This window comes from Radiobacillus deserti (genome assembly GCF_007301515.1).
Classification (GTDB): Bacteria; Bacillota; Bacilli; order Bacillales; family Amphibacillaceae; genus Radiobacillus; species Radiobacillus deserti.
Window position 1 is genome coordinate 545,320 of sequence record NZ_CP041666.1, and the last position, 21,284, is coordinate 566,603.

Annotated in this window: 18 protein-coding genes; 17 read left to right on the forward strand and 1 reads right to left on the reverse strand. The window is 41.8% G+C overall.

Features of this window, described 5'->3' with window-relative positions; all coding sequences use genetic code 11:
* The first annotated feature begins 31 nt into the window (after positions 1–31).
* The 9 genes from purC to purD all read left to right on the forward strand — a co-directional run bounded on the left by purC (position 32) and on the right by purD (position 9,771).
* Positions 32–745, forward strand: coding sequence for a phosphoribosylaminoimidazolesuccinocarboxamide synthase (gene purC / locus FN924_RS02895; protein ID WP_143891983.1), 714 nt, complete (start codon positions 32–34; stop codon positions 743–745).
* Positions 742–993 carry a phosphoribosylformylglycinamidine synthase subunit PurS gene (purS, locus tag FN924_RS02900; protein WP_143891984.1) on the forward strand — a complete coding sequence of 84 codons (252 nt, stop codon included), beginning with the start codon at positions 742–744 and terminating at the stop codon, positions 991–993. Before purC ends, purS begins: the two co-directional genes overlap by 4 nt.
* The gene (purQ, locus tag FN924_RS02905; protein ID WP_143891985.1) at positions 990–1,673 is read left to right on the forward strand and encodes a phosphoribosylformylglycinamidine synthase subunit PurQ; all 684 of its coding nucleotides are present in this window, start codon (positions 990–992) and stop codon (positions 1,671–1,673) included. The genes purS and purQ overlap by 4 nt, the downstream gene beginning before the upstream one ends.
* The gene (purL, locus tag FN924_RS02910) at positions 1,657–3,882 is read left to right on the forward strand and encodes a phosphoribosylformylglycinamidine synthase subunit PurL (RefSeq protein WP_143891986.1); all 2,226 of its coding nucleotides are present in this window, start codon (positions 1,657–1,659) and stop codon (positions 3,880–3,882) included. The genes purQ and purL overlap by 17 nt, the downstream gene beginning before the upstream one ends.
* Positions 3,858–5,267, forward strand: a complete 1,410-nt coding sequence (purF, locus tag FN924_RS02915; RefSeq protein WP_143891987.1) for an amidophosphoribosyltransferase — start codon at positions 3,858–3,860, stop codon at positions 5,265–5,267. The genes purL and purF overlap by 25 nt, the downstream gene beginning before the upstream one ends.
* Before the next feature lie 62 nt (positions 5,268–5,329).
* Positions 5,330–6,355, forward strand: coding sequence for a phosphoribosylformylglycinamidine cyclo-ligase (gene purM / locus FN924_RS02920; protein WP_143891988.1), 1,026 nt, complete (start codon positions 5,330–5,332; stop codon positions 6,353–6,355).
* A complete protein-coding gene (purN, locus tag FN924_RS02925; protein WP_143891989.1) occupies positions 6,355–6,927 on the forward strand; it encodes a phosphoribosylglycinamide formyltransferase in 573 nt (190 codons plus the stop codon). Before purM ends, purN begins: the two co-directional genes overlap by 1 nt.
* A 16-nt stretch (positions 6,928–6,943) precedes the next feature.
* The gene (gene purH, locus FN924_RS02930; protein WP_143891990.1) at positions 6,944–8,476 is read left to right on the forward strand and encodes a bifunctional phosphoribosylaminoimidazolecarboxamide formyltransferase/IMP cyclohydrolase; all 1,533 of its coding nucleotides are present in this window, start codon (positions 6,944–6,946) and stop codon (positions 8,474–8,476) included.
* A gap of 38 nt (positions 8,477–8,514) precedes the next feature.
* Positions 8,515–9,771 carry a phosphoribosylamine--glycine ligase gene (gene purD / locus FN924_RS02935; RefSeq protein WP_143891991.1) on the forward strand — a complete coding sequence of 419 codons (1,257 nt, stop codon included), beginning with the start codon at positions 8,515–8,517 and terminating at the stop codon, positions 9,769–9,771.
* Between the two features lie 302 nt (positions 9,772–10,073).
* On the opposite strand, the gene FN924_RS02940 is transcribed toward purD, so the two are convergent.
* Positions 10,074–10,319, reverse strand: a complete 246-nt coding sequence (locus tag FN924_RS02940) for a YgaP family membrane protein (RefSeq protein ID WP_228409539.1) — start codon at positions 10,317–10,319, stop codon at positions 10,074–10,076.
* Positions 10,320–10,409: 90 nt separating this feature from the next.
* Here FN924_RS02940 and FN924_RS02945 point away from each other — a divergent pair, with 90 nt between their 5' ends.
* From FN924_RS02945 to FN924_RS02980, 8 genes are all read left to right on the forward strand, one after another.
* A complete protein-coding gene (locus FN924_RS02945) occupies positions 10,410–12,152 on the forward strand; it encodes an adenine deaminase C-terminal domain-containing protein (RefSeq protein WP_143891993.1) in 1,743 nt (580 codons plus the stop codon).
* A 156-nt stretch (positions 12,153–12,308) separates the two neighbouring features.
* Complete coding sequence (locus FN924_RS02950; protein WP_143891994.1) at positions 12,309–13,361, forward strand: DUF3048 domain-containing protein; 1,053 nt, start codon at positions 12,309–12,311, stop codon at positions 13,359–13,361.
* 16 nt (positions 13,362–13,377) lie between these two features.
* Positions 13,378–13,698: a YerC/YecD family TrpR-related protein gene (locus FN924_RS02955; protein WP_143891995.1), complete on the forward strand. Its 321-nt coding sequence runs from the start codon at positions 13,378–13,380 to the stop codon at positions 13,696–13,698.
* Between the two features lie 37 nt (positions 13,699–13,735).
* Positions 13,736–14,719: a Gfo/Idh/MocA family protein gene (locus tag FN924_RS02960; protein WP_143891996.1), complete on the forward strand. Its 984-nt coding sequence runs from the start codon at positions 13,736–13,738 to the stop codon at positions 14,717–14,719.
* A gap of 138 nt (positions 14,720–14,857) precedes the next feature.
* Positions 14,858–15,541 (forward strand): heptaprenylglyceryl phosphate synthase, encoded by a 684-nt coding sequence (pcrB, locus tag FN924_RS02965; RefSeq protein WP_143891997.1) that lies wholly within the window; start codon positions 14,858–14,860, stop codon positions 15,539–15,541.
* A gap of 28 nt (positions 15,542–15,569) precedes the next feature.
* Positions 15,570–17,783, forward strand: a complete 2,214-nt coding sequence (gene pcrA, locus FN924_RS02970) for a DNA helicase PcrA (protein ID WP_407692014.1) — start codon at positions 15,570–15,572, stop codon at positions 17,781–17,783.
* Positions 17,784–17,801: 18 nt separating this feature from the next.
* On the forward strand, positions 17,802–19,805 hold the full coding sequence (ligA, locus tag FN924_RS02975) for an NAD-dependent DNA ligase LigA (RefSeq protein WP_143891999.1): 2,004 nt from the start codon (positions 17,802–17,804) through the stop codon (positions 19,803–19,805).
* A gap of 3 nt (positions 19,806–19,808) precedes the next feature.
* A complete protein-coding gene (locus FN924_RS02980) occupies positions 19,809–20,969 on the forward strand; it encodes a CamS family sex pheromone protein (protein WP_323368634.1) in 1,161 nt (386 codons plus the stop codon).
* Positions 20,970–21,284: the final 315 nt, after the last annotated feature.

The window sequence follows — 21,284 nt, forward strand, 5'->3', positions numbered from 1 at the left end:
GGATTCATAACTAAACAAATGGGGTGACGTCGTGAAGGGCGATTTGTTATATGAAGGAAAAGCGAAAAAGGTCTTTTTAGTAGAAGGGGATAGTCAAGCTCTTATCCTCTCCTACAAAAACGACGCAACGGCTTTTAACGGGAAAAAGAAAGCAAACTTTATCGGAAAAGGGAAATATAACAATCTAATCACAGCCAAGATTTTTGACTACTTGCATCGTAAAGGAATTAAAACCCATTTTCAAAAAAGCTTAAACGACACGGAGCAATTAGTTACGAAAACGACCATCATTCCAGTAGAAGTTGTCGTTCGTAACGTTGCTGCAGGAAGTATTACAAAACGGTTAGGGATAAAAGAGAAAACAGTATTTTCGCCACCACTGGTGGAGTTATTTTATAAGAACGATGACTTAAGTGATCCACTCATTAATGAGGAGCATGCCAGGATCTTAACAAACGTCGATCCATTTGAAATAGAACAAATTAAAGAAGCAGCGAGGGCGATTAATGATCTGCTACTAGCATTCTTTCAATCTGTTAATCTTCAATTAGCCGATTTTAAACTAGAGTTTGGAAAAGATGCAAAAGGAAACTTGTTGTTAGCGGATGAAATTTCTCCGGATACATGTCGACTTTGGGATATGGAAACAGGAGAAAAGATGGATAAGGATGTGTTCCGGGAAGACATTGGGGACTTAATAGAAACGTATGATGCGATACTTCAACGACTGGAGGCAGTGAAATGAAAAAAGTAAAGATTTATATCACGTTAAAAGAGGGCGTATTGGATCCACAAGGTAAAGCTGTGCAAACCTCGTTAAATACACTTGGTTTCAATGAAGTGCAAGAGGCTCGTGTCGGAAAGTATATGGAATTACTAGTGGAAGATAACGCAGATGTAGAAGCGAAAATCGAAGAAATGTGTTCGAAGCTTTTAGCGAATCCAGTTATTGAAGATTATAGCTACACCATTGAGGAGGGTATTCTTCAGTGAAATTTGCAGTCATCGTTTTTCCAGGTTCTAATTGCGATCGAGATATGTATTTTGCCGCTAAGGATGCATTAGGTGAAGAAGCAGATTTAGTTTGGTATCAGGATGCGGATTTAAGCACGTACGATGCCATCCTGTTACCGGGTGGATTTTCCTATGGGGATTACTTACGCTCTGGAGCCATTGCATCTACTTCTCACGTCGTTGCCCAGCTTAAAGAACAAGCTGCAAAAGGTACTCCTATTCTAGGCGTTTGCAACGGATTTCAGATTTTATTAGAGTCTGGATTGTTACCGGGTGCTATGCTTCGTAACAAAAAATTAAAGTTCATGTGCCATCAAGAAAAATTGGTGGTGCAAAACAATAAAACAATCTTCAGCTCGCTATACGCAGAGAAAGAAGATATCACAGTGCCAATTGCGCACGGAGAAGGAAATTATTACTGTGATGAACAAACACTCCAGCAGTTAAGAGCGAATGACCAAATCATATTTACTTATAAAGAGAACCCGAATGGGTCCGTAGCGGATATTGCTGGAATTGTAAATGAACAAGGAAATGTGCTCGGAATGATGCCACACCCTGAACGTGCGGTAGACAAATGGTTAGGTAGTGAAGATGGATTACGATTATTTCAATCCTTGTTAAACAATTGGAGGGAATCCTATGTTGCAGGCGCCTGAGATTAGCCCAGAATTGATTGAAACGGACAAAATATATAAGGAAATGGGATTAACGGATTCTGAATACGAGTCCATCAAACGTATTTTAGGGAGAAGACCAAATTTTACAGAAACGGGCATTTTTTCCGTGATGTGGTCCGAACACTGTAGCTATAAAACCTCCAAGCCATTGCTCAAAAAGTTCCCGACAAAAGGGCCGCAAGTGTTACAAGGTCCTGGTGAAGGTGCTGGAATCGTCGACATCGGAGACGGGCAAGCAGTTGTTTTCAAAATAGAAAGTCATAACCATCCATCGGCGGTAGAGCCTTATCAAGGAGCAGCAACAGGTGTCGGTGGAATCATTCGTGACGTGTTCTCGATGGGAGCACGACCAATCGCCTTATTGAATTCCCTTCGTTTCGGAAACTTAAATAACAACCGTGTGAAATACTTGTTCGAAGAAGTCGTGCACGGAATCGCGGGGTACGGGAACTGTGTTGGTGTTCCTACTGTTGGAGGAGAAGTTCAGTTCGATGACTGTTATGCTGGTAACCCGCTTGTAAATGCGATGTGTGTAGGCCTAATCGATCAAAAAGATATCCAAAAAGGGATTGCGGCTGGCGTTGGCAATACTGTTTTATATGCAGGATCGGCAACGGGGAGAGATGGCATTCATGGAGCGACGTTTGCTTCAGAGGATCTTTCCGAAGAGTCCGAAAGCAAACGCCCTTCTGTTCAGGTTGGCGATCCATTTATGGAGAAGCTGTTAATCGAGGCTTGTTTAGAAGTCATTCATTCAGATGCGTTAGTTGGAATGCAAGACATGGGAGCGGCGGGATTAACCTCCTCCGCTAGTGAAATGGCGAGTAAAGCGGGAACTGGTATGGAAATGAATTTAGACCTTGTTCCACAGCGTGAACGAAACATGACACCGTATGAATTAATGCTATCGGAATCTCAAGAGCGCATGCTTTTAGTGGTCAAACAAGGAAGAGAGCAGGAAATCATTGATGTCTTTAAAAAATACGGATTAGAAGCTGTTGCAGTAGGCCGTGTAACCGATGATAAGCAATTCCGCTTACTTCATAAGGGAGAAATCGTAACGGATATTCCGGTAGATTCTCTTGCAGAGGATGCACCCGTTTATCATAAACCGTCTGTGGTACCTGCTTATTTTACAGACTATCAGTCTATGATTACCTATAAGCCAGTCGTGGAAAACATAGAGGAAACGATCCTTACTTTATTACAGCAACCTACGATTGCTAGTAAAGAATGGGTGTATGATCAATACGATTCTATGGTGCAAGCCAACACAGTAGTAACTCCTGGTTCTGATGCAGCTGTAGTGCGAGTACGAGGAACGAATAAAGCACTTGCGATGACAACGGATTGTAATTCAAGATACATGTACTTAGATCCGGAAACAGGTGGAAAAATTGCGGTCGCAGAAGCCGCACGTAACATCATTTGTTCTGGGGCGAAGCCACTAGCGATAACCGACGGCTTAAACTTTGGGAATCCAGATAAACCAGAGAACTTCTGGCAAATGGAGAAAAGTGTAGAAGGTATGAGTGCAGCATGCTTAAAGCTTGATACACCGGTTATTAGTGGAAACGTATCGTTGTACAATGAATCGAACAATCAAGCCATCTTCCCAACTCCAATTGTAGGAATGGTTGGACTAGTTGAAGAATTAGAGCACATTACAAAATCTTCATTTGAAAAAGAAGGCGATCTTATCTATGTGATTGGAGAGGCAAAGCCAGAATTTGGTGGAAGTGAGCTTCAGCATGTATTAGAAGGGTCTTATTTCGGAAAAGCACCTGCTATTGATTTAGATGTGGAACAGAAGCGTCAGAATCAATTATTAGAAGCGATTCGTACCGGTTTAGTAGCTTCTGCACATGATTTGGCGGAAGGCGGACTTTCTGTAGCACTTGCAGAGTCACTCTTTGAAAAAGAACTAGGCTGTGAGGTGGCTCTACAGGATGATGCTACCGTTGAACTTTTTAGTGAAACACAATCTCGTTTTCTAGTTTCTGTAGCACCTGAAGCAAAAGCGGACTTTGAAAAAGTGGTCGAGGATGCGATCCTACTCGGAAAGGTTACAGGGGATGGAACGTATAAAGTGTCGGTAGACGGAACGATTTTAGTAGAGGAAGCAACGACTAATCTGAAAGCGGTTTGGAAAGGGGCTATACCATGCTTGCTGAAATCAAAGGCTTAAACGAAGAATGTGGCGTATTTGCAATCTGGGGTCATGAGAAAGCAGCAGAAGTAGCGTATTACGGATTACATGCCCTACAGCACAGAGGCCAAGAGGGAGCAGGAATCGTTTCTAGTGATGGAGCACACCTACACGTACACAAAGGAATCGGACTAATCAATGAAGTCTTTAATCAATCCGAGTTTTCTAGATTACAAGGTAACGCCGCAATCGGGCATGTACGCTATGCAACGCAAGGTGGAGGAAGCTATGAAAACGTACAGCCGCTCGTTTTCCGTTCTCAAAAAAGCAGTATGGCCTTGGCGCATAACGGTAACCTGGTGAATGCTCACGCTTTAAAGCATCAGTTAGAGGCGCAAGGGAGCATTTTGCAAACCACTTCTGATACAGAGGTGCTGGCACACTTGATTAAAAGAAGTGGCCATCTCGATATGGATGAAGCAATCGCACAAGCGTTAAGCATGATCAAGGGAGCCTATGCGTTTGCGATTCTGACAGAGGATCAACTTTATGTCGCGCAGGATCCACGTGGACTACGTCCACTTTCCATCGGAATGCTCGGTGGAGCGTATGTCGTATCATCTGAAACGTGTGCGTTTGATGTGATTGGTGCGAGCTATATTCGCGAAGTACAGCCGGGTGAGCTTTTAATCATTAATGAACAAGGGATGACGTCTAAACGATTTGCTTCACCGTTGCAACGAACTCTATGCTCCATGGAGTATGTGTATTTTTCTCGACCAGATAGTGATTTAAATGGCTTGAACGTGCATGCGTCCCGTAAAAAGATGGGGAAAGAATTAGCGAAAGAAGCACCAGTTGAAGCGGATGTTGTAACAGGTGTACCAGATTCTAGTATTTCGGCTGCAATTGGATTCTCCGAGGCAACAGGTATCCCATACGAACTTGGATTAATCAAGAACCGATATGTTGGACGAACGTTTATTCAACCTTCTCAAGAGCTACGAGAACAAGGGGTAAAAATGAAGCTTTCTGCTGTTCGTGGGATTGTAGAAGGAAAACGCGTTGTCATGGTCGATGACTCCATCGTCCGTGGGACAACTAGTAAGCGCATTGTGAAGCTGCTGAAGGAAGCGGGAGCGAAAGAAGTGCATGTTCGTATCGCATCCCCTCCTATTGTGAATCCGTGCTACTATGGCATCGATACGTCGACAAAGGGTGAGCTCATTGCGGCGAATTACTCAGTGGAAGAGATTCGCGATTTAATTGAAGCAGATAGCCTAGCTTATTTAACGACAGACGGCTTAAAACGTTCCATTATAGAAAAAGATTCCATGGAAAATGGCATTTGTAATGCATGCTTTACTGGTAACTATCCAACAGAAATATATCCGGACACCGTATTGCCAGTAGAGAAAGTGTAAAGGGAGAACAGGATTGTTCACTCATAAAGAAGAGGTTAAAAGGGGTAAAAGGAGCGGAAAACATGACAAATGCATACAAGCAAGCTGGGGTGGACGTAGAAGCAGGCTACCGCGCAGTCGATTTGATGAAAAAACACATTCAGAAAACAAACCGTCCAGAAGTAATCGGGGGAGTTGGAGCGTTTGCTGGACTGTTTGATTTAAGTTCCATAACGAACTATGATCAACCAGTATTAGTTTCCGGAACGGATGGAGTCGGAACAAAGCTTAAGCTTGCGTTTGAGATGGAGAAGCATGATACAGTTGGTGTAGACCTCGTGGCGATGTGTGTAAACGATATTGTCGCACAAGGTGCGGACCCTTTATTTTTTCTCGACTACATTGCCTGTGGCAAAAATGAGCCGGAAAAAATAGAGCAGATTGTAAAAGGGATAACCGACGGCTGTGTTGCATCCAATAGTGCATTGATTGGTGGAGAAACAGCGGAAATGCCGGGCATGTACCAAGATGGGGAATACGATTTAGCTGGCTTCGTAGTAGGGATTGCGGATAAAGCAAGCCTTATCACAGGAGAAGCGGTTCAGGCGGGAGATGTAATTATTGGACTCCCATCAAGTGGCGTACATTCCAATGGTTATTCTCTCGTTCGAAAGATTATTGCTGACCAGAACCTTCGCCTAACAGATGAAGTAGAAGTGTTTGGAAAGACACTTGGAGAAGAGCTGTTAACGCCAACACGGATCTATGTAAAAGCGATCCAGGCATTAAAACAACAGATAAAGATAAAAGGAATCTCTCACGTAACAGGTGGCGGCTTCTATGAAAACATTCCACGTGCATTACCAGAGGGATTAGGGGCAAAAATCGACCAACGCACATGGAAGGTTCCTAGCATTTTTTCTTATCTACAAGACAAAAGCGCTATCTCACCGAAAGAGCTATTTGGGGTATTTAATATGGGGATTGGAATGACGGTCATTGTAGATCGGAAGGTAGCGGACCAAGCTCTTGTCATTTTAGCTTCCGTTGGAGAGCAAGCAACTATGATTGGCGAGGTTGTGGAAGGAAGCGGAGTGGAGATTAGCTAATGGAACGAACGAAAATAGCGGTATTCGCCTCTGGAACGGGAAGTAATTTTGATAGGATTGTAACAGAGATGCAGGGTGGTCGCTTATCTGTAGACGTATGTTTACTTGTCTGTGATAAGCCTGGGGCCGCAGTGATTGAAAAAGCAGACCAATATGGAATCCCATCCTTTGTTTTTGACGCGAAACAATATGATAAGAAGGAAAGCTTTGAGAGAGAAATATATGAACAATTACAAAAGCTTGAAGTGGAATGGGTTATTTTAGCGGGATATATGCGTTTGATTGGTTACACGCTTCTGCAAGCATATCCAGAACGAATCATTAATATTCACCCCTCTTTACTACCTGCTTTTCCTGGCAAGGACGCTATTGGTCAAGCGTTTGATTCAGGTGTGAAAGTGACTGGGGTAACCGTCCATTATGTGGATGAAGGAATGGATACAGGGAAGATTATAGACCAGGAAGCACTGCGTATATTAGAAACGGATGATCGAGCTTCACTTCAAAGAAGAGTACAAGAAGTGGAGCACCGTTTGTTCCCAGCAACGATTCAAAAATTGATTAGTGAATAATAGGAGAGGTAATAAAATGAAAAAAAGAGCACTCATAAGCGTTTCAGATAAAACGAACATCGTCGAGTTTGCAAAAGGTTTACATGAAGTTGGTTATGAAGTGATTTCTACTGGTGGTACATTAAAACAATTGCAGGATGCCGGTGTCGATGCAATTGCAGTATCGGATGTCACAGGCTTTGATGAAATTTTAGGTGGACGAGTCAAAACGTTGCATCCAGTAATTCATGCGGGATTATTAGCGCGAAGAAGTGATCCGGAGCATGTGAAACAGCTGGAGGAGCGCAATATTTCCCCTATTGATGTAGTGGTCGTGAATCTATATCCATTCAAAAACACAATCGCTAAACCAGACGTCACTCAGGAAGATGCAATTGAAAATATCGATATCGGTGGTCCGACAATGCTTCGATCCGCGGCAAAAAACTTTCAAGATGTGACAGTTGTCGTCGATCCATCCGATTATGACGACGTCTTAGCCAAATTAAAAGAAGGAAGCCTTTCTGTCGAGTACAAAAAAGGACTGTCTGCAAAAGTGTTCCGTCATACAGCAAACTATGATGCAATGATTGCAGCGTATTTCGCGGACATTACAGAAGAGAAATATCCGGAAGCTTATAGTCTTACATATGAAAAAGCTCAAACCCTACGTTATGGAGAAAATCCGCATCAGCAAGCTGCCTTTTATAAAGAAGCGAATATTAAAGGTGCTTCAATTGCAAACGCCAAGCAATTACACGGAAAAGAACTTTCCTACAACAACATCCAAGATGCGAACGCAGCACTAGAGATGGTAATGGAGTATGACCAACCAGCTGCTGTTGCAGTAAAGCATATGAACCCATGTGGAGTAGGAATCGGTGAGACAATTGCAGCAGCGTTTGATAAAGCCTTTAAAGCAGACCCTGTTTCTATCTTTGGAGGAATTGTCGCTTTAAACCGACCGGTAGATAAGGATACGGCAGAGCAATTAAAGGGAATCTTCTTAGAAATCGTCATTGCACCTTCTTTTACAGAAGAAGCGCTAGCTATCTTGACTGTGAAGAAAAATATTCGTTTGCTTGAAACACCGGTAGACGAAGAAACGAAACCGAAGCAAAAGGTTGTAAGTGTGGTAGGTGGACTACTTATTCAAGATGCAGATTTCGGGACGGTTACTGAATCAGATCTAACATGCCCGACAGATCGAAAGCCATCTGAGCAGGAGCTTAGAGAGCTGTTGTTTGCTTGGAAAGTAGTGAAGCATGTGAAATCAAATGCAATAGTGGTTGCGAAAGCAGACCAAACACTTGGAGTTGGTGCAGGACAGATGAACCGTGTAGGCGCTGCACGTATTGCGTTAGAACAAGCTGGAGATCAAGCAAAAGGAGCAGTACTAGCCTCCGATGCATTCTTCCCAATGCCAGATACTGTAGAGGAAGCGGCAAATGCTGGAATTAAAGCAATCATTCAACCAGGTGGTTCAAAACGAGATGAAGACTCCATCAAAGCGTGTAATGAGCATGGAATTGCGATGGTGTTTACAGGAATTCGTCACTTTAAGCATTAAATGGAAGCGGAAAAATCCTTGCGGGTGAGGTGGAAAGCTTGAAAGTACTAGTGATTGGTAGTGGTGGTCGAGAGCATAGCTTGGTACAAAAGCTGAACAAAAGTAGCCGTGTCGAGAGGGTATATGCTGCACCAGGTAATGGTGGAATCGAAAGAGAGGCGATTTGTGTTCCTATAAAAGAAACACAAATAAACGACCTCGTTCAATTTGCGAAAGAGGAACAAATCACTTGGACAATTGTCGGCCCTGAGGTACCTCTTTTAGCAGGCATCGTCAATGCATTTCATGAAGCTGGCTTACAGGCGTTTGGACCGACAAAAGAAGCGGCTCTAATCGAAGGTAGTAAAGACTTTGCGAAAGCATTCATGGAAAAATATGAGATACCTACAGCGGACTATCAGACGTTCACCGATGTTGAAGAAGCTAAAGTATATATCCAGCAAAAAGGTGCTCCTATCGTCATAAAGGCCGACGGATTGGCCGCCGGAAAAGGCGTTATCGTAGCGATGAACAGAGAAGAAGCGATTGCTGCTGTCGAGCATATGCTAGTGGATAATCAGTTTGGAGATGCCGGAAGTAAAGTAGTAATTGAGGAATTTTTGGATGGCAAGGAATTTTCTCTGATGGCTTTCGTCCATGGGGAGCATGTTTACCCATTAATTCCTGCACGGGACCATAAACGAGCATTTGACGGGGATGAAGGTCCGAATACGGGTGGGATGGGGGCTTTTGCTCCTATTCCAGATTTAGACTCCTCACAAGTGGATTTAGCAATAAAGACCATTTTAAAACCAGCAGCAAAAGGACTGGTTCAAGAAGGGCGAAGCTTTACCGGGATTCTGTATGCTGGGTTAATTAAAACATCAGAAGGACCGAAAGTGATTGAATTTAATGCGAGGTTTGGCGATCCAGAGACACAGGTTGTACTTCCATTACTAGAGAATGATTTAATTCAAGTAATCGAGGATGTTACATCTGAGAAAGATCCTAACCTAACGTGGGCAGATGGATTTTGTCTTGGAACGGTTGTAGCATCGCAAGGCTATCCAGGTTCCTATGAGAAGGGAAAGCAACTGCCGGAATTCCAAACCGATGAATCTGATTGCTTTGTTGTTCATGCTGGGACAAAGCTGGTGAATGGAAGCTTCGTTTCTAATGGGGGAAGAGTTTTGTTAGTCGGATCGGTTGCTCCTTCTCTTAAGGATGCGCAGCAAAATAATCAAAGGCTGTTACAAGCATTTAACAACAATGAGGACTTTTTCTACCGAACAGACATCGGTTTTCCGAAATCTTAACCCGAAAGAGATTGTCGTACAATCCGAACCATTATTTGATGAAAATCAAATAATGGTTCGGATTTTTTCTTTTATTTAATGACTGCTAGTTACTCTGCGTAATGTTGCTTTCTGCGAGAAAATATCTCAGCCTGGTTGCTAGTTGGATAATATCACGTATTACCATTGTGTCGCGCAAGGTATTCTCTCTTAGAGGAAAAAACATTGTCTGTGATTAATTTCCTTAATTGGTTCCAAACTATAGCGGAGTATTCTGCCGTAGCGTCGCATTTGCACCTACCAATCGGCTTTAGACTTCAATTTTACTCCGTAGGAACCTCATCCATTTTCCGTTGAATGCTTTTGGAAACCACTACTCGGTTCACATAATCAATCATCGGACAATAGCGAGAAATCCCTTCTGCGATTTTCATTGCAGCTAAACCAGCGATGATTAAAGCCCCTTCTTTATTTTGGTTTTTAATCATACGTGCAGTCGCATAGCTTAACATAGTAAACCCACAAGTCAGACGGACATAAGCATCAACATTTCCAACATTTTGTTGCAAAATTGTCACATCACCTTTCCAGTTTATTAGTGCGTTATCCTTGCCAACATGGTACGATAGTAAAAAAAAGGGAGAGAAGGAGATCAAGATATGAACGAGCACCTATATAGATGGCGAAATCGTGAACTTCGAGAACACGTATCTGTGATCGATGGCAATCTCGCCCCCAGTCTGCTGATTAAAAATATTACGTACTTGAATGTCTTCTTAAAGCAATGGATAAAAGCGCACATTTGGGTGTATCAAGATCGGATTGTGTACGTGGGAGATAAGCTTCCAACGAATTTGAAAGGTACAGAAATTATAGAAGCGAATGGAAAGTATGCTGTTCCGGGATATGTGGAACCTCATGCTCATCCGTTTCAATTATATAATCCCCACCAGTTAGCCAAGTATGCATCCCAAACCGGAACCACTGTGTTAATCAATGACAACTTAATGTGGTTATTTTTATTAAAAGAAAAGGAAGCGTTTACATTACTGGATGAATTTATGCAGCTTCCTGTTTCGATGTATTGGTGGTCCAGGTATGACTGTCAGAGCATAATTCAAGAAGAACATGATATGTTTAGCAACGAAAAAGTATTGAGATGGTTAAATCACCCAGCTGTAACCCAAGGTGGCGAATTAACTGCGTGGCCGCAAGTTTTGCAAGGGGATGACCACATACTGTATTGGATGCAAGAGACAAAGCGGCTTAGGAAGCCAATTGAAGGTCATTTTCCTGGGGCGTCTGAATCTACATTAGTGAAGATGCTCTTACTAGGAGCCAGCGCGGACCATGAATCCATCAATGGTAAAGAAGCTTTTGAACGAATTCGGTTAGGGTATCAAGTAGGTCTTCGACATTCCTCCATCCGACCTGATTTGCCAAAACTTTTAGAGGAATTACTGGAATTAGGATTACAAAATTTCGATATGCTAACATTAACTACAGACGGCTCTACGCCATCCTTCTATAAGGACGGAATGATAAATAGTTTAATCCAGATTGCGATTGAAAAAGGAGTGCCTGTCGAAGAGGCGTATCGAATGGCAACGTATAACCCAGCTAAACATTTTCATATGGATGACCGATTTGGAAGCATTGCACCAGGTCGCGTTGCTCATATCAATATACTTGATGACCCCAAAAACCCAACACCTACTAGTGTATTGGCCAAAGGTCAATGGGTAGTTAAGCAAGGGGACAATGTCAGTGATGAAGGCAATTCAATCGCGTTAGATTCGTTCTTTAAACCATTACAGTTAGATTGGGATCTAGATGATGACGATATGCAATTTTCTTTACCTATTGGAATGAAAATGGTTAATGATGTCATTATGAAGCCGTATCCAATTAATGTAGATGCAACGGTAGAACGAATTCCTAATACGTTTGATGAAGCATTTCTTATGCTGTTGGATCGCCAAGGAAGATGGAGAGTCAACACACTTATGGAAGGGTTCACGAGTGAGCTAGGAGGGATGGTAACCTCCTATTCGACGACGGGAGATATTGCTTGTATCGGAAAAAGTAAGAAGGATATTCGGATTGCTTTCAATCGAATGAAAGAAATGGGTGGGGGCATCGTTTTAGTGGATCAAGGAGAAATTCTCTTTGAATTAAATCTCCCGTTTGCTGGAATCATGTATGACGGGGAAATGGTAGAATTAATGGAAAAGGAACAACAGCTGAAGAATATGCTGAAGGACTACGGGTATAAATTTGATGATCCAGTCTTTACCTTATTATTTTTATCCTCTATCCATTTACCTTATATCCGTATTACACCGAAGGGGATTGTAGATGTGAAGAAGAAAGAGGTTCTATTTCCTGCTATTATGAGGTAAAATTAATAGAATAAGGTCACAAAGAAAAAGAATGAGGTTTTCGTGACTCATTCTTTTTCTTTGTGAGAATTTTTTATTAGCTGAATTAGGTTGGTGAGAGGAAAACATTTTTAATACCATTAGCATTTTATTAACTTAAAAGGTGTGATACTAGTCATGTTAAAGAGAAAGACAGGACTTATTGTATGTATGCTCATACTTCTTGTGGCGTTAGCAGCTTGTAAGAATAAAGATACAGCAGAATCTGCGCCGAAAGAGTCAGAGGAACCGGAACAAACAGAACCAGTGGCAGAGCCAGAACCAGAATTTAAAAACGTCTATCCTTTTACAGGTATTAAAACAAATGATCCGGTCAATAATCGCGCGGTTGCAGTAATGGTCAACAACTTTTACAAAGCTCGTCCACAAACCGGACTTTCTCAAGCGGATATCGTGTTTGAAATTCTAGCAGAAGGAGATATAACACGGTTTATCGCGTTTTTCCAAAGTCAACAACCGGAAGTGGTTGGGCCGGTGAGAAGTGCGCGAGAATACTACTTTAATTTAGCAAAGGATTATAATGCATTATATGTCTACCATGGTGCAGCAACACATGTAGAAGCAGCGTTACGAGCAAATGGACCTGACAGCTTAAGTGGCTCGTATTACGATAATGACGGGCATCTATTCGAACGTGCGGATTTCCGAGAGGCACCACACAATTCTTATCTACTCTTTTCCAATGTCTATGAAGTAGCTTCGGAGCAAGGGTATGAAGTAGAGGCGAACTATGAACCTCTACCATTCTTAGCGGAGGAAGATATCCCGACTATTCAAGGAACTGCGGCAACGGAAGTATCGTTCTCGTATTTCGCCAACGATCCAATTCATTATACGTACGATGAAGCAGCGCAAAAATATTTGCGTTATAATGGAGACATGCAAACAGTAGAGTTAGAAACAGACGAACCGATTCAGCTTGATAATATCTTCATTATGGAGACTGCGCACAGTGTAATTGATGATAAAGGAAGACGTGAAGTAGATCTTCAATCCGGTGGGAATGCATTATTACTTCAAAAAGGAAAGGTTCAAGAGGTTCAATGGAGGAATGTAGACGGAAGAATTCTTCCGTATAAAAATGGACAGCCAGTAGGACTAGTCCCAGGTCAAACCTGGATTAATGTAATTCCAGAAAGCCAAGGCTTAGAAAGTGTGACGATACAATAAGTAGGGAGGGACCTACATGCAAATAGACAAGCTTCGTGGTCAACAGCTAGATGAATTGTTTGATGCAATTCTATCCTTAAAAGATCGAGAAGAATGCTATCGTTTTTTTGATGATATTGCGACAATGAGTGAGGTTCAATCCTTAGCTCAAAGACTTCAAGTGGCGAAAATGCTACAGGATGGTTATACGTACGGGGTTATCGTAAAGGAATCCGGTGCGTCGACTACTACGATATCACGAGTAAAGCGATGCTTAACCTATGGGAATGATGGGTACAAGATGGTCTTAGACCGAATCAGTCAAACGGAACAAGATGAAACGGAAAACGTCGACTAATATCGGCGTTTTCTAGTAAGAAGGGTTGGGGGAAAAAATGGTTCGATTTGGTGTAATCGGAACGAATTGGATTACCGAGAGTTTTTTAGATGGTGCACGACAACTAGAAGATTTTTTAGTCACAACGGTATATTCGAGGTCGGAAGAAAAAGCAAAAGAGTTTGCCGAAAAGCATGGTGCGACTCATACATACACAGACTTAGACGAATTTGCAGAAAGCAAGGAGTTCGACGCCGTTTATATCGCAAGCCCGAACTCCTTCCATGCGGAGCAAGCCATTCTGTGCATGAATCATGGAAAGCACGTCATCATAGAAAAGTCGATTGCTTCGAATGCGAAGGAAGTAGAAAGGATTATGGAAGCTTCCAAGAATAATGGGGTAGTGGCGATGGAAGCGTTGAAAACAACCTTCTTACCAAACTTCCAAACCATTCAAGAAAACTTACATAAACTTGGACCAATTCGACGCTACTTTGCAAGCTATTGCCAATATTCTTCTCGTTATGATGCTTACAAAGAAGGAACCATTCTTAATGCGTTTAATCCTAAATTTTCAAACGGTTCGTTAATGGATATTGGTGTGTATTGCACGTATCCGATGGTTGCCTTATTTGGAAAACCTAAAAAGCTCCTTGCTTCAAGCTTGTTATTAGAGTCTGGAGTAGATGGGCAAGGAAGCATCATGTTTGAATATGAGGCAATGAGCGGAGTTATTATGTATTCCAAAATTTCCAACTCCTATGTTCCATCAGAAATTCAAGGGGAAAAAGGAAGTATGCTAATTGATAATTTTAATTCCCCAACACATGTAGAAATTCGATATAAAGATGGAACAGTGGAGGATATTACAAGAGAGCAAGTAGACAATACGATGTATTATGAAGCGAAAGCATTTTTAGAAACCATCCAAAGTGGAAAAAAAGAATCGGATGTTAATACTTTGGAGCGATCTCTCATTACGTCACAACTACTAGAAGAAGCAAGAAAACAGACTGGTGTTGTGTTCCCTGCAGATCAATAACCGTATATACCAGGCCTGGTGTTAGGCCTGGTTTTTCATGTTTAACAACTTTTCACTTCCTACTCAATCTCTCTATTCTTTTTTGTTATAATGAATAGATGGAAAAAATATAGTCCGTCACGTTTTGGAGGATTAACGATGTATGACATGAAAAAGTGGAGTCACGTATTTAAGCTAGATCCGAATAAAGAGATTTCTGATGAGCAGCTAGAACTGATTTGTGAATCAGGAACGGATGCTGTCATTGTCGGAGGAACAGATGATGTTACATTAGATAATGTATTGAATCTACTTGCAAGAGTTAGAAGATATACCGTACCGTGCGTACTTGAAATCTCCAATCAAGAATCGGTTACACCCGGATTCGATTTCTATTATATTCCGACCGTGTTGAATAGCCAGGATAAAAAATATGTAATGGACATTCAGCACAAAGCGGTAAAAGAATATGGGGAAGTACTAGATTGGAGTGAACTATTTGTAGAGGGATATTGTGTGTTAAATCCGGAAGCAAAGGTGTTTCAATACACAAATTGTACCTTGCCAGATGACGAGGATGTTGTCGCCTACGCACAAATGGCGGAGCACATGTTTCATCTACCGATTTTTTACGTAGAGTATAGCGGTACCTATGGAGATCCGGGGCTTGTAGAAAAAGTGAAGGAAAAGCTAGAAGATACCTTGCTGTTTTATGGTGGAGGCATTAGCTCCCCAGAACAAGCCAAGGAAATGAAGCAATTTGCTGATGTTATCGTCGTAGGAAACAGTATTTATGATAACTTTAAACAAGCGTTAAAAACAGTACTGGCAGTAAAAGAATAAAAGGGTGGTGTCTTTTGTGAGTCAAACAATGGGCGGGTTATTAGCCGGATTAAATGAACAACAACGAAAAGCAGTGCAGCATACAGAAGGCCCGTTACTTATTATGGCGGGAGCTGGGAGTGGAAAGACGAGGGTTTTAACACACCGGATTGCTTATTTATTAGGAGAAAAAGAAGTATCACCAAGAAGCATTTTGGCGATTACATTTACAAATAAAGCGGCACGTGAAATGAAGGATAGGGTGTATAAACTGGTTGGGCCTGAAGGATCGGATATTTGGGTTTCTACCTTCCACTCGATGTGTGTGCGCATCCTTCGTCGAGATATTGATCGAATTGGAATCAATTCGAATTTTTCTATTTTGGACGGAAGTGACCAATTATCTGTCGTGAAACAAGTTCAAAAAGAACTAAACATCGATCCGAAAAAGTTTGAACCGAGAGCAATGCTTGGTGCGATTAGCTCAGCGAAGAACGAATTAATTACACCAGAAGAGTACTCGAAAGATGTAAATGACTACTTCGATCAACAGGTCGCTCGTGTCTATGAATCATATCAGAAAAAATTGTTGAAGAATCAATCGTTAGACTTTGATGATTTGATTATGCGGACGATTCAGTTGTTTGAGCGTATTCCAGAAGTGTTGGAATACTATCAACGTCGATTCCAATATATACACGTAGATGAGTATCAAGATACGAACCACGCACAATATAAATTAGTGAAGCTATTAGCGGATCGTTACCAAAATCTATGTGTCGTAGGGGATTCCGACCAATCTATCTATCGTTGGCGTGGTGCGGATATTCAAAATATCTTATCTTTTGAAAAAGATTATCCAAACGCTAGTGTCGTTTTACTAGAGCAAAACTATCGATCCACGAAGTCGATACTGGAAGCGGCTAACGCGGTAATCGAACGGAATAGTGGACGAAAGCCGAAGAAGCTTTGGACGGATAACAGTGAAGGAACAAAAATTAAATACTATCAAGCTGCTACGGAACAAGAAGAAGGACTATTTGTAGCAGAACAAATAGAAGAGATAGTACGTTCGGGTGACTATCAGTACCGAGATATAGCGGTGCTTTACCGGACTAATGCTCAGTCCCGTGCGATTGAGGAAACATTTGTAAAAGCGAACATCCCATATCAAATCGTTGGAGGAACAAAGTTCTACGATCGTAAAGAGATTAAGGATATGCTTGCCTACTTACGCCTTATCGCGAATCCAGATGATGACTTAAGCTTTGCAAGAGTAGTAAATGAACCGAAGAGAGGAATCGGAAAAACATCCATGGATCGCTTAGAAGCTTATGCAGCAGACCACGGAATTTCACTCTATCAAACGGTTCAAGAGGTTGATTTTACGGGAGTTAGTCCGAAGGCTGCTTCCGCCCTTGCCGAGTTCGGTGCCATGATTCGTAATTGGACGAAGCAACAAGAATTTTTGTCCGCAACCGATATGGTTGAACAAGTCTTACAACGGACAGGCTATGAAGAGATGCTCCGAAATGAACGTACATTAGAAGCGCAAAGTCGTTTAGAAAACTTAGAAGAATTCAAATCTGTAACGCAACATTTTGAACAGAGTAGTGAGGATAAAACATTAATCGCGTTTTTAACGGATCTTGCACTAATTGCGGATATCGATCAAGTGGACGAAGATCCGTTAAGTGATGACAAAACAACACTCATGACGCTACACTCTGCAAAAGGGTTAGAGTTCCCAATCGTCTTTTTAATCGGAATGGAAGAGAATGTCTTCCCACACAGCAGGTCCTTGATGGATGAAGAGGAAATGGAAGAGGAACGTCGCTTGGCATATGTAGGGATTACGAGAGCGGAACGTCTGCTACACCTAACGCATGCAAAAATGCGTACATTATTCGGGCGCACGAATATGAACCCTGCGAGTCGCTTTATTCGTGAAATACCGGAAGAATTGCTTGATGGCTTAGAAGAAGCAAAACAGTCCATGTTTGGATCACGTCCAATCTCGCAATCTAAACCAGATCCATTTGCTGCACCAAAACGTACGGTAATGAAGACCGTTAATACTGGAACAGGTGGAGAAAAGCTAGGATGGCAGCCAGGAGATAAGGCTAACCATAAAAAATGGGGCCAAGGAACGGTTGTCAAAGTACAAGGGGAAGGGGAAGCGACAGAATTGGATATTGCGTTCCCTGCTCCAATTGGAATAAAACGACTGTTAGCGAAATTTGCTCCTATTACAAAAGAGTAAATGAGGTAGGTGTAAGGCATGAATGCGGAACAAGCTAAAGAAAAGTTAGACGCTCTAAAAGAAGAGCTCAATCAATATAATTATGAATACCATGTACTCGATCGTCCGTCTGTTTCAGATTATGAATACGACACGAAAATGAAAGAGCTAAAGGAAATCGAGGAACAATTTCCAGAACTCATTACAGCTGATTCCCCTTCTCAACGAGTAGGAGGGGAGCCTCTTGAAGCGTTCCAAAAGGTCAACCATGTCATTCCTATGCTTAGTTTAGCAAATGCGTTCAACGAGCAGGATCTTCGGGATTTTGATCGACGTGTCAGAGAAGGAGTTGGGGAAGAACCAACCTACGTGTGCGAGCTGAAAATCGATGGATTAGCAGTGTCGCTTTTATACGAAAATGGCCAATTTGTTCGCGGAGCAACACGTGGCGATGGAACGACCGGAGAGGATATTACGAATAACTTGAAAACCATTCGTAGTATTCCGTTGAAGCTTTCAAAAGAAGAAACGATGGAAGTGCGTGGAGAAGCGTTTATGCCACACAAATCTTTTGTGAAGTTAAATGAAGCGAAGGAAGAGAATGGTGAAGAGCCTTTTGCGAACCCTCGTAATGCGGCAGCGGGCTCTTTAAGACAGTTAGATCCGAAGATTGCAGCAAGCCGTAACTTAGACATCTTTTTATACAGCGTGGGACTTTGGGAGGCTGGTGAACTAGAATCCCATAGTGAACGATTAGAGTATTTAAAGGAGTTAGGCTTAAAAACGAACCCGGAATGGAGAAAGTGCTCGAGCATCGAGGACGTGATTCAGTTTGTAGAAGATTGGATGGAAAAAAGACCACAGCTTAGCTACGAAATAGATGGAATAGTTATCAAAGTCGATCGCTTAGATCATCAGGAACAGTTAGGGTTTACAGCAAAAAGTCCGCGCTGGGCAATTGCCTATAAATTCCCGGCAGAAGAAGTGATAACCAAACTGGTAGACATTGAACTAAGTGTTGGCCGTACTGGCGTAATCACACCTACAGCTATCCTTGAACCGGTTAAAGTAGCGGGGACGACGGTGCAACGTGCCTCTTTACATAATGAGGACTTAATTCGGGAGAAAGATATACGCATTCATGATACAGTGGTGATTAAAAAAGCCGGTGATATAATCCCAGAGGTCGTTCGCGTCGTAACCGATCAGCGAACTGGTAAGGAAGAACCTTTCCAAATGCCAACCGAATGCCCGGCGTGCGGAAGTGAACTAATTCGTCTGGAAGAAGAGGTTGCCCTTCGTTGTATTAATCCGAATTGCCCTGCTCAATTAAAGGAAGGTCTCATCCATTTTGTATCTAGAAATGCCATGAACATAGATGGATTAGGGGAAAAGGTAGTCGAGCAGCTGTTCGAAGAAAAATTGATTCATACGATTGCTGATTTGTACAAACTAAACCGGGAAGATTTGTTGAAGCTAGAGCGCATGGGAGAGAAATCCGTCGACAACTTACTTAACGCAATTGAGGCTTCGAAACAAAATTCGTTAGAAAGATTATTATTCGGATTAGGCATTCGATACGTAGGCTCCAAAGCAGCTAAAACGTTAGCCGAGCAGTTTGAACATATGGACAGGTTGAAAACAGCAACGGCTGCAGAATTAGTAGCGATAAACGAAATAGGGGATAAAATGGCCGAATCGATTGAACGCTATTTCTCTGAAGAGAAAGTTCAAACTCTTCTAACAGAGCTGTCGGAGTTAGGACTTAATATGGAATACAAAGGACCGAAGCGTTCCGAGCAATCAACAGACTCTGTTTTTTCTGGTAAAACGATTGTATTAACAGGGAAATTAGAAACATTGGGGCGTTCTGAAGCAAAAGAACGAATAGAAGCACTTGGAGGGAAAATTACAGGAAGTGTGAGTAAGAAAACAGACCTTGTCATTGCAGGTGAAGATGCAGGATCGAAATATGACAAGGCGAAGGATTTAGGAATTGAGATTTGGGATGAACAACAGCTTATACAAGCATTAGAAGGTTAGGGAGTGGAAAGATTGAGAAAGAAATTAATACTCATGTTGATTGGACTTCTGCTTTTGACAAGCTGTGCACCCTCTTTTGACAATTCAGAAGAGGATGTTGTAAAGAAAAATCAGGGAGAAACGAATCAAGAGACTGCTATAATCCCAAGTTACAGCTTATCTGATGAGAATTATCGTGTGCTCTTGCCGTATAAGCTTGGAAAAGCACGTGGGGTTATTGTAAATCAATTGTTTAATCGACTGGACATTGATGAATTAGAGGAAGGCTTGAAACGTCATTCTAAGGACGCGTTTGATCCAGACAAGTATTACTTCCAAGAGGGACAGTACTTAACAGAAGATATTGTGTACGACTGGTTAAGTTCTTCCAACCCCAAAGAAGAAGGGAATCAAGGGTTAAACCCACCATTATCTGAAAATGCAACCAAAGAAGAGCATCAAGAAAACCCTAGGTACTTGTCACATATTTTAGAACAAAACTATTTATTAAAAACTAGTGAAGATCGAATCGTGCTCGGTGGTGTATCAGTTGCTCTTGCGATGAAATCCGTTTATCAGTTCCAAACAGAAATTGGTGGTCCTTACTATTACGAGAAAATCTCCAAAAAGGAAATGCTTAGCAAAGGACAAGAGATAGCCCAGAAGATTGTGGAGCGAATGAGGCAAATGGACGGCTTATCAAAAGTCCCGATTATGGTGTCCTTGTATCGCGAGGAAGCGGCAGATTCTCTAGTACCAGGTAACTTTGTTGCCAAAACTGTCGTTTCCGAAGGAAGTTCATCCATAGGAGACTGGGAAGAAATTAATGAGAAACACGTATTATTCCCTTCTGATGAAGCCTCAGAAAACTATAAAGAGGATGCCAATAATCTAACTATCTTTGAGGAAGACGTTGCAAAGTACTTTCCTAATTATACAAGTGTAATTGGAAAAGGATTTTATGTGAATGATGAGCTGCAAAGGCTAACGATCGAAATTCCCATTCAGTTTAACGGAAAAGCAGAAGTCATTGGTTTTACACAATATGTGTATGGACTAGTCGTTGAAGGCTTCCAACCTCATTATGACTTAGAAATTAATATTACATCAGGAGATAATAGGCAAGAGAGTCTGATCACGCGGGAAGCTGGTGAAGAAGAGCCGCAAGTCCATATTTATCATTAAGGAAAAGAGGTCATAAGTCTCTTGAGAAACAAGGTTGACTTTGACAAGATGGAGTGGTGGTTCTGAATACCTACCATTGTTAGGTTTCATGACAAAGGATAATAGGAAAATAAATTGCCCCTTAACTATGAAAATAGGTGAGGGGTTTCTTAGGTTTAGGAAAGTAGGAAAGTTTTTCGAGATAAAATCATAAAAAAATGCCAATTACTTTCCCAATATGAATAACTCGGAAATATGGTATGATTAATGCAAGAAAGAAGTTAAAGGTGAACCTTGGTACAATCGTTCTAGTTTCGAAACTATGAAGTAGGCAAA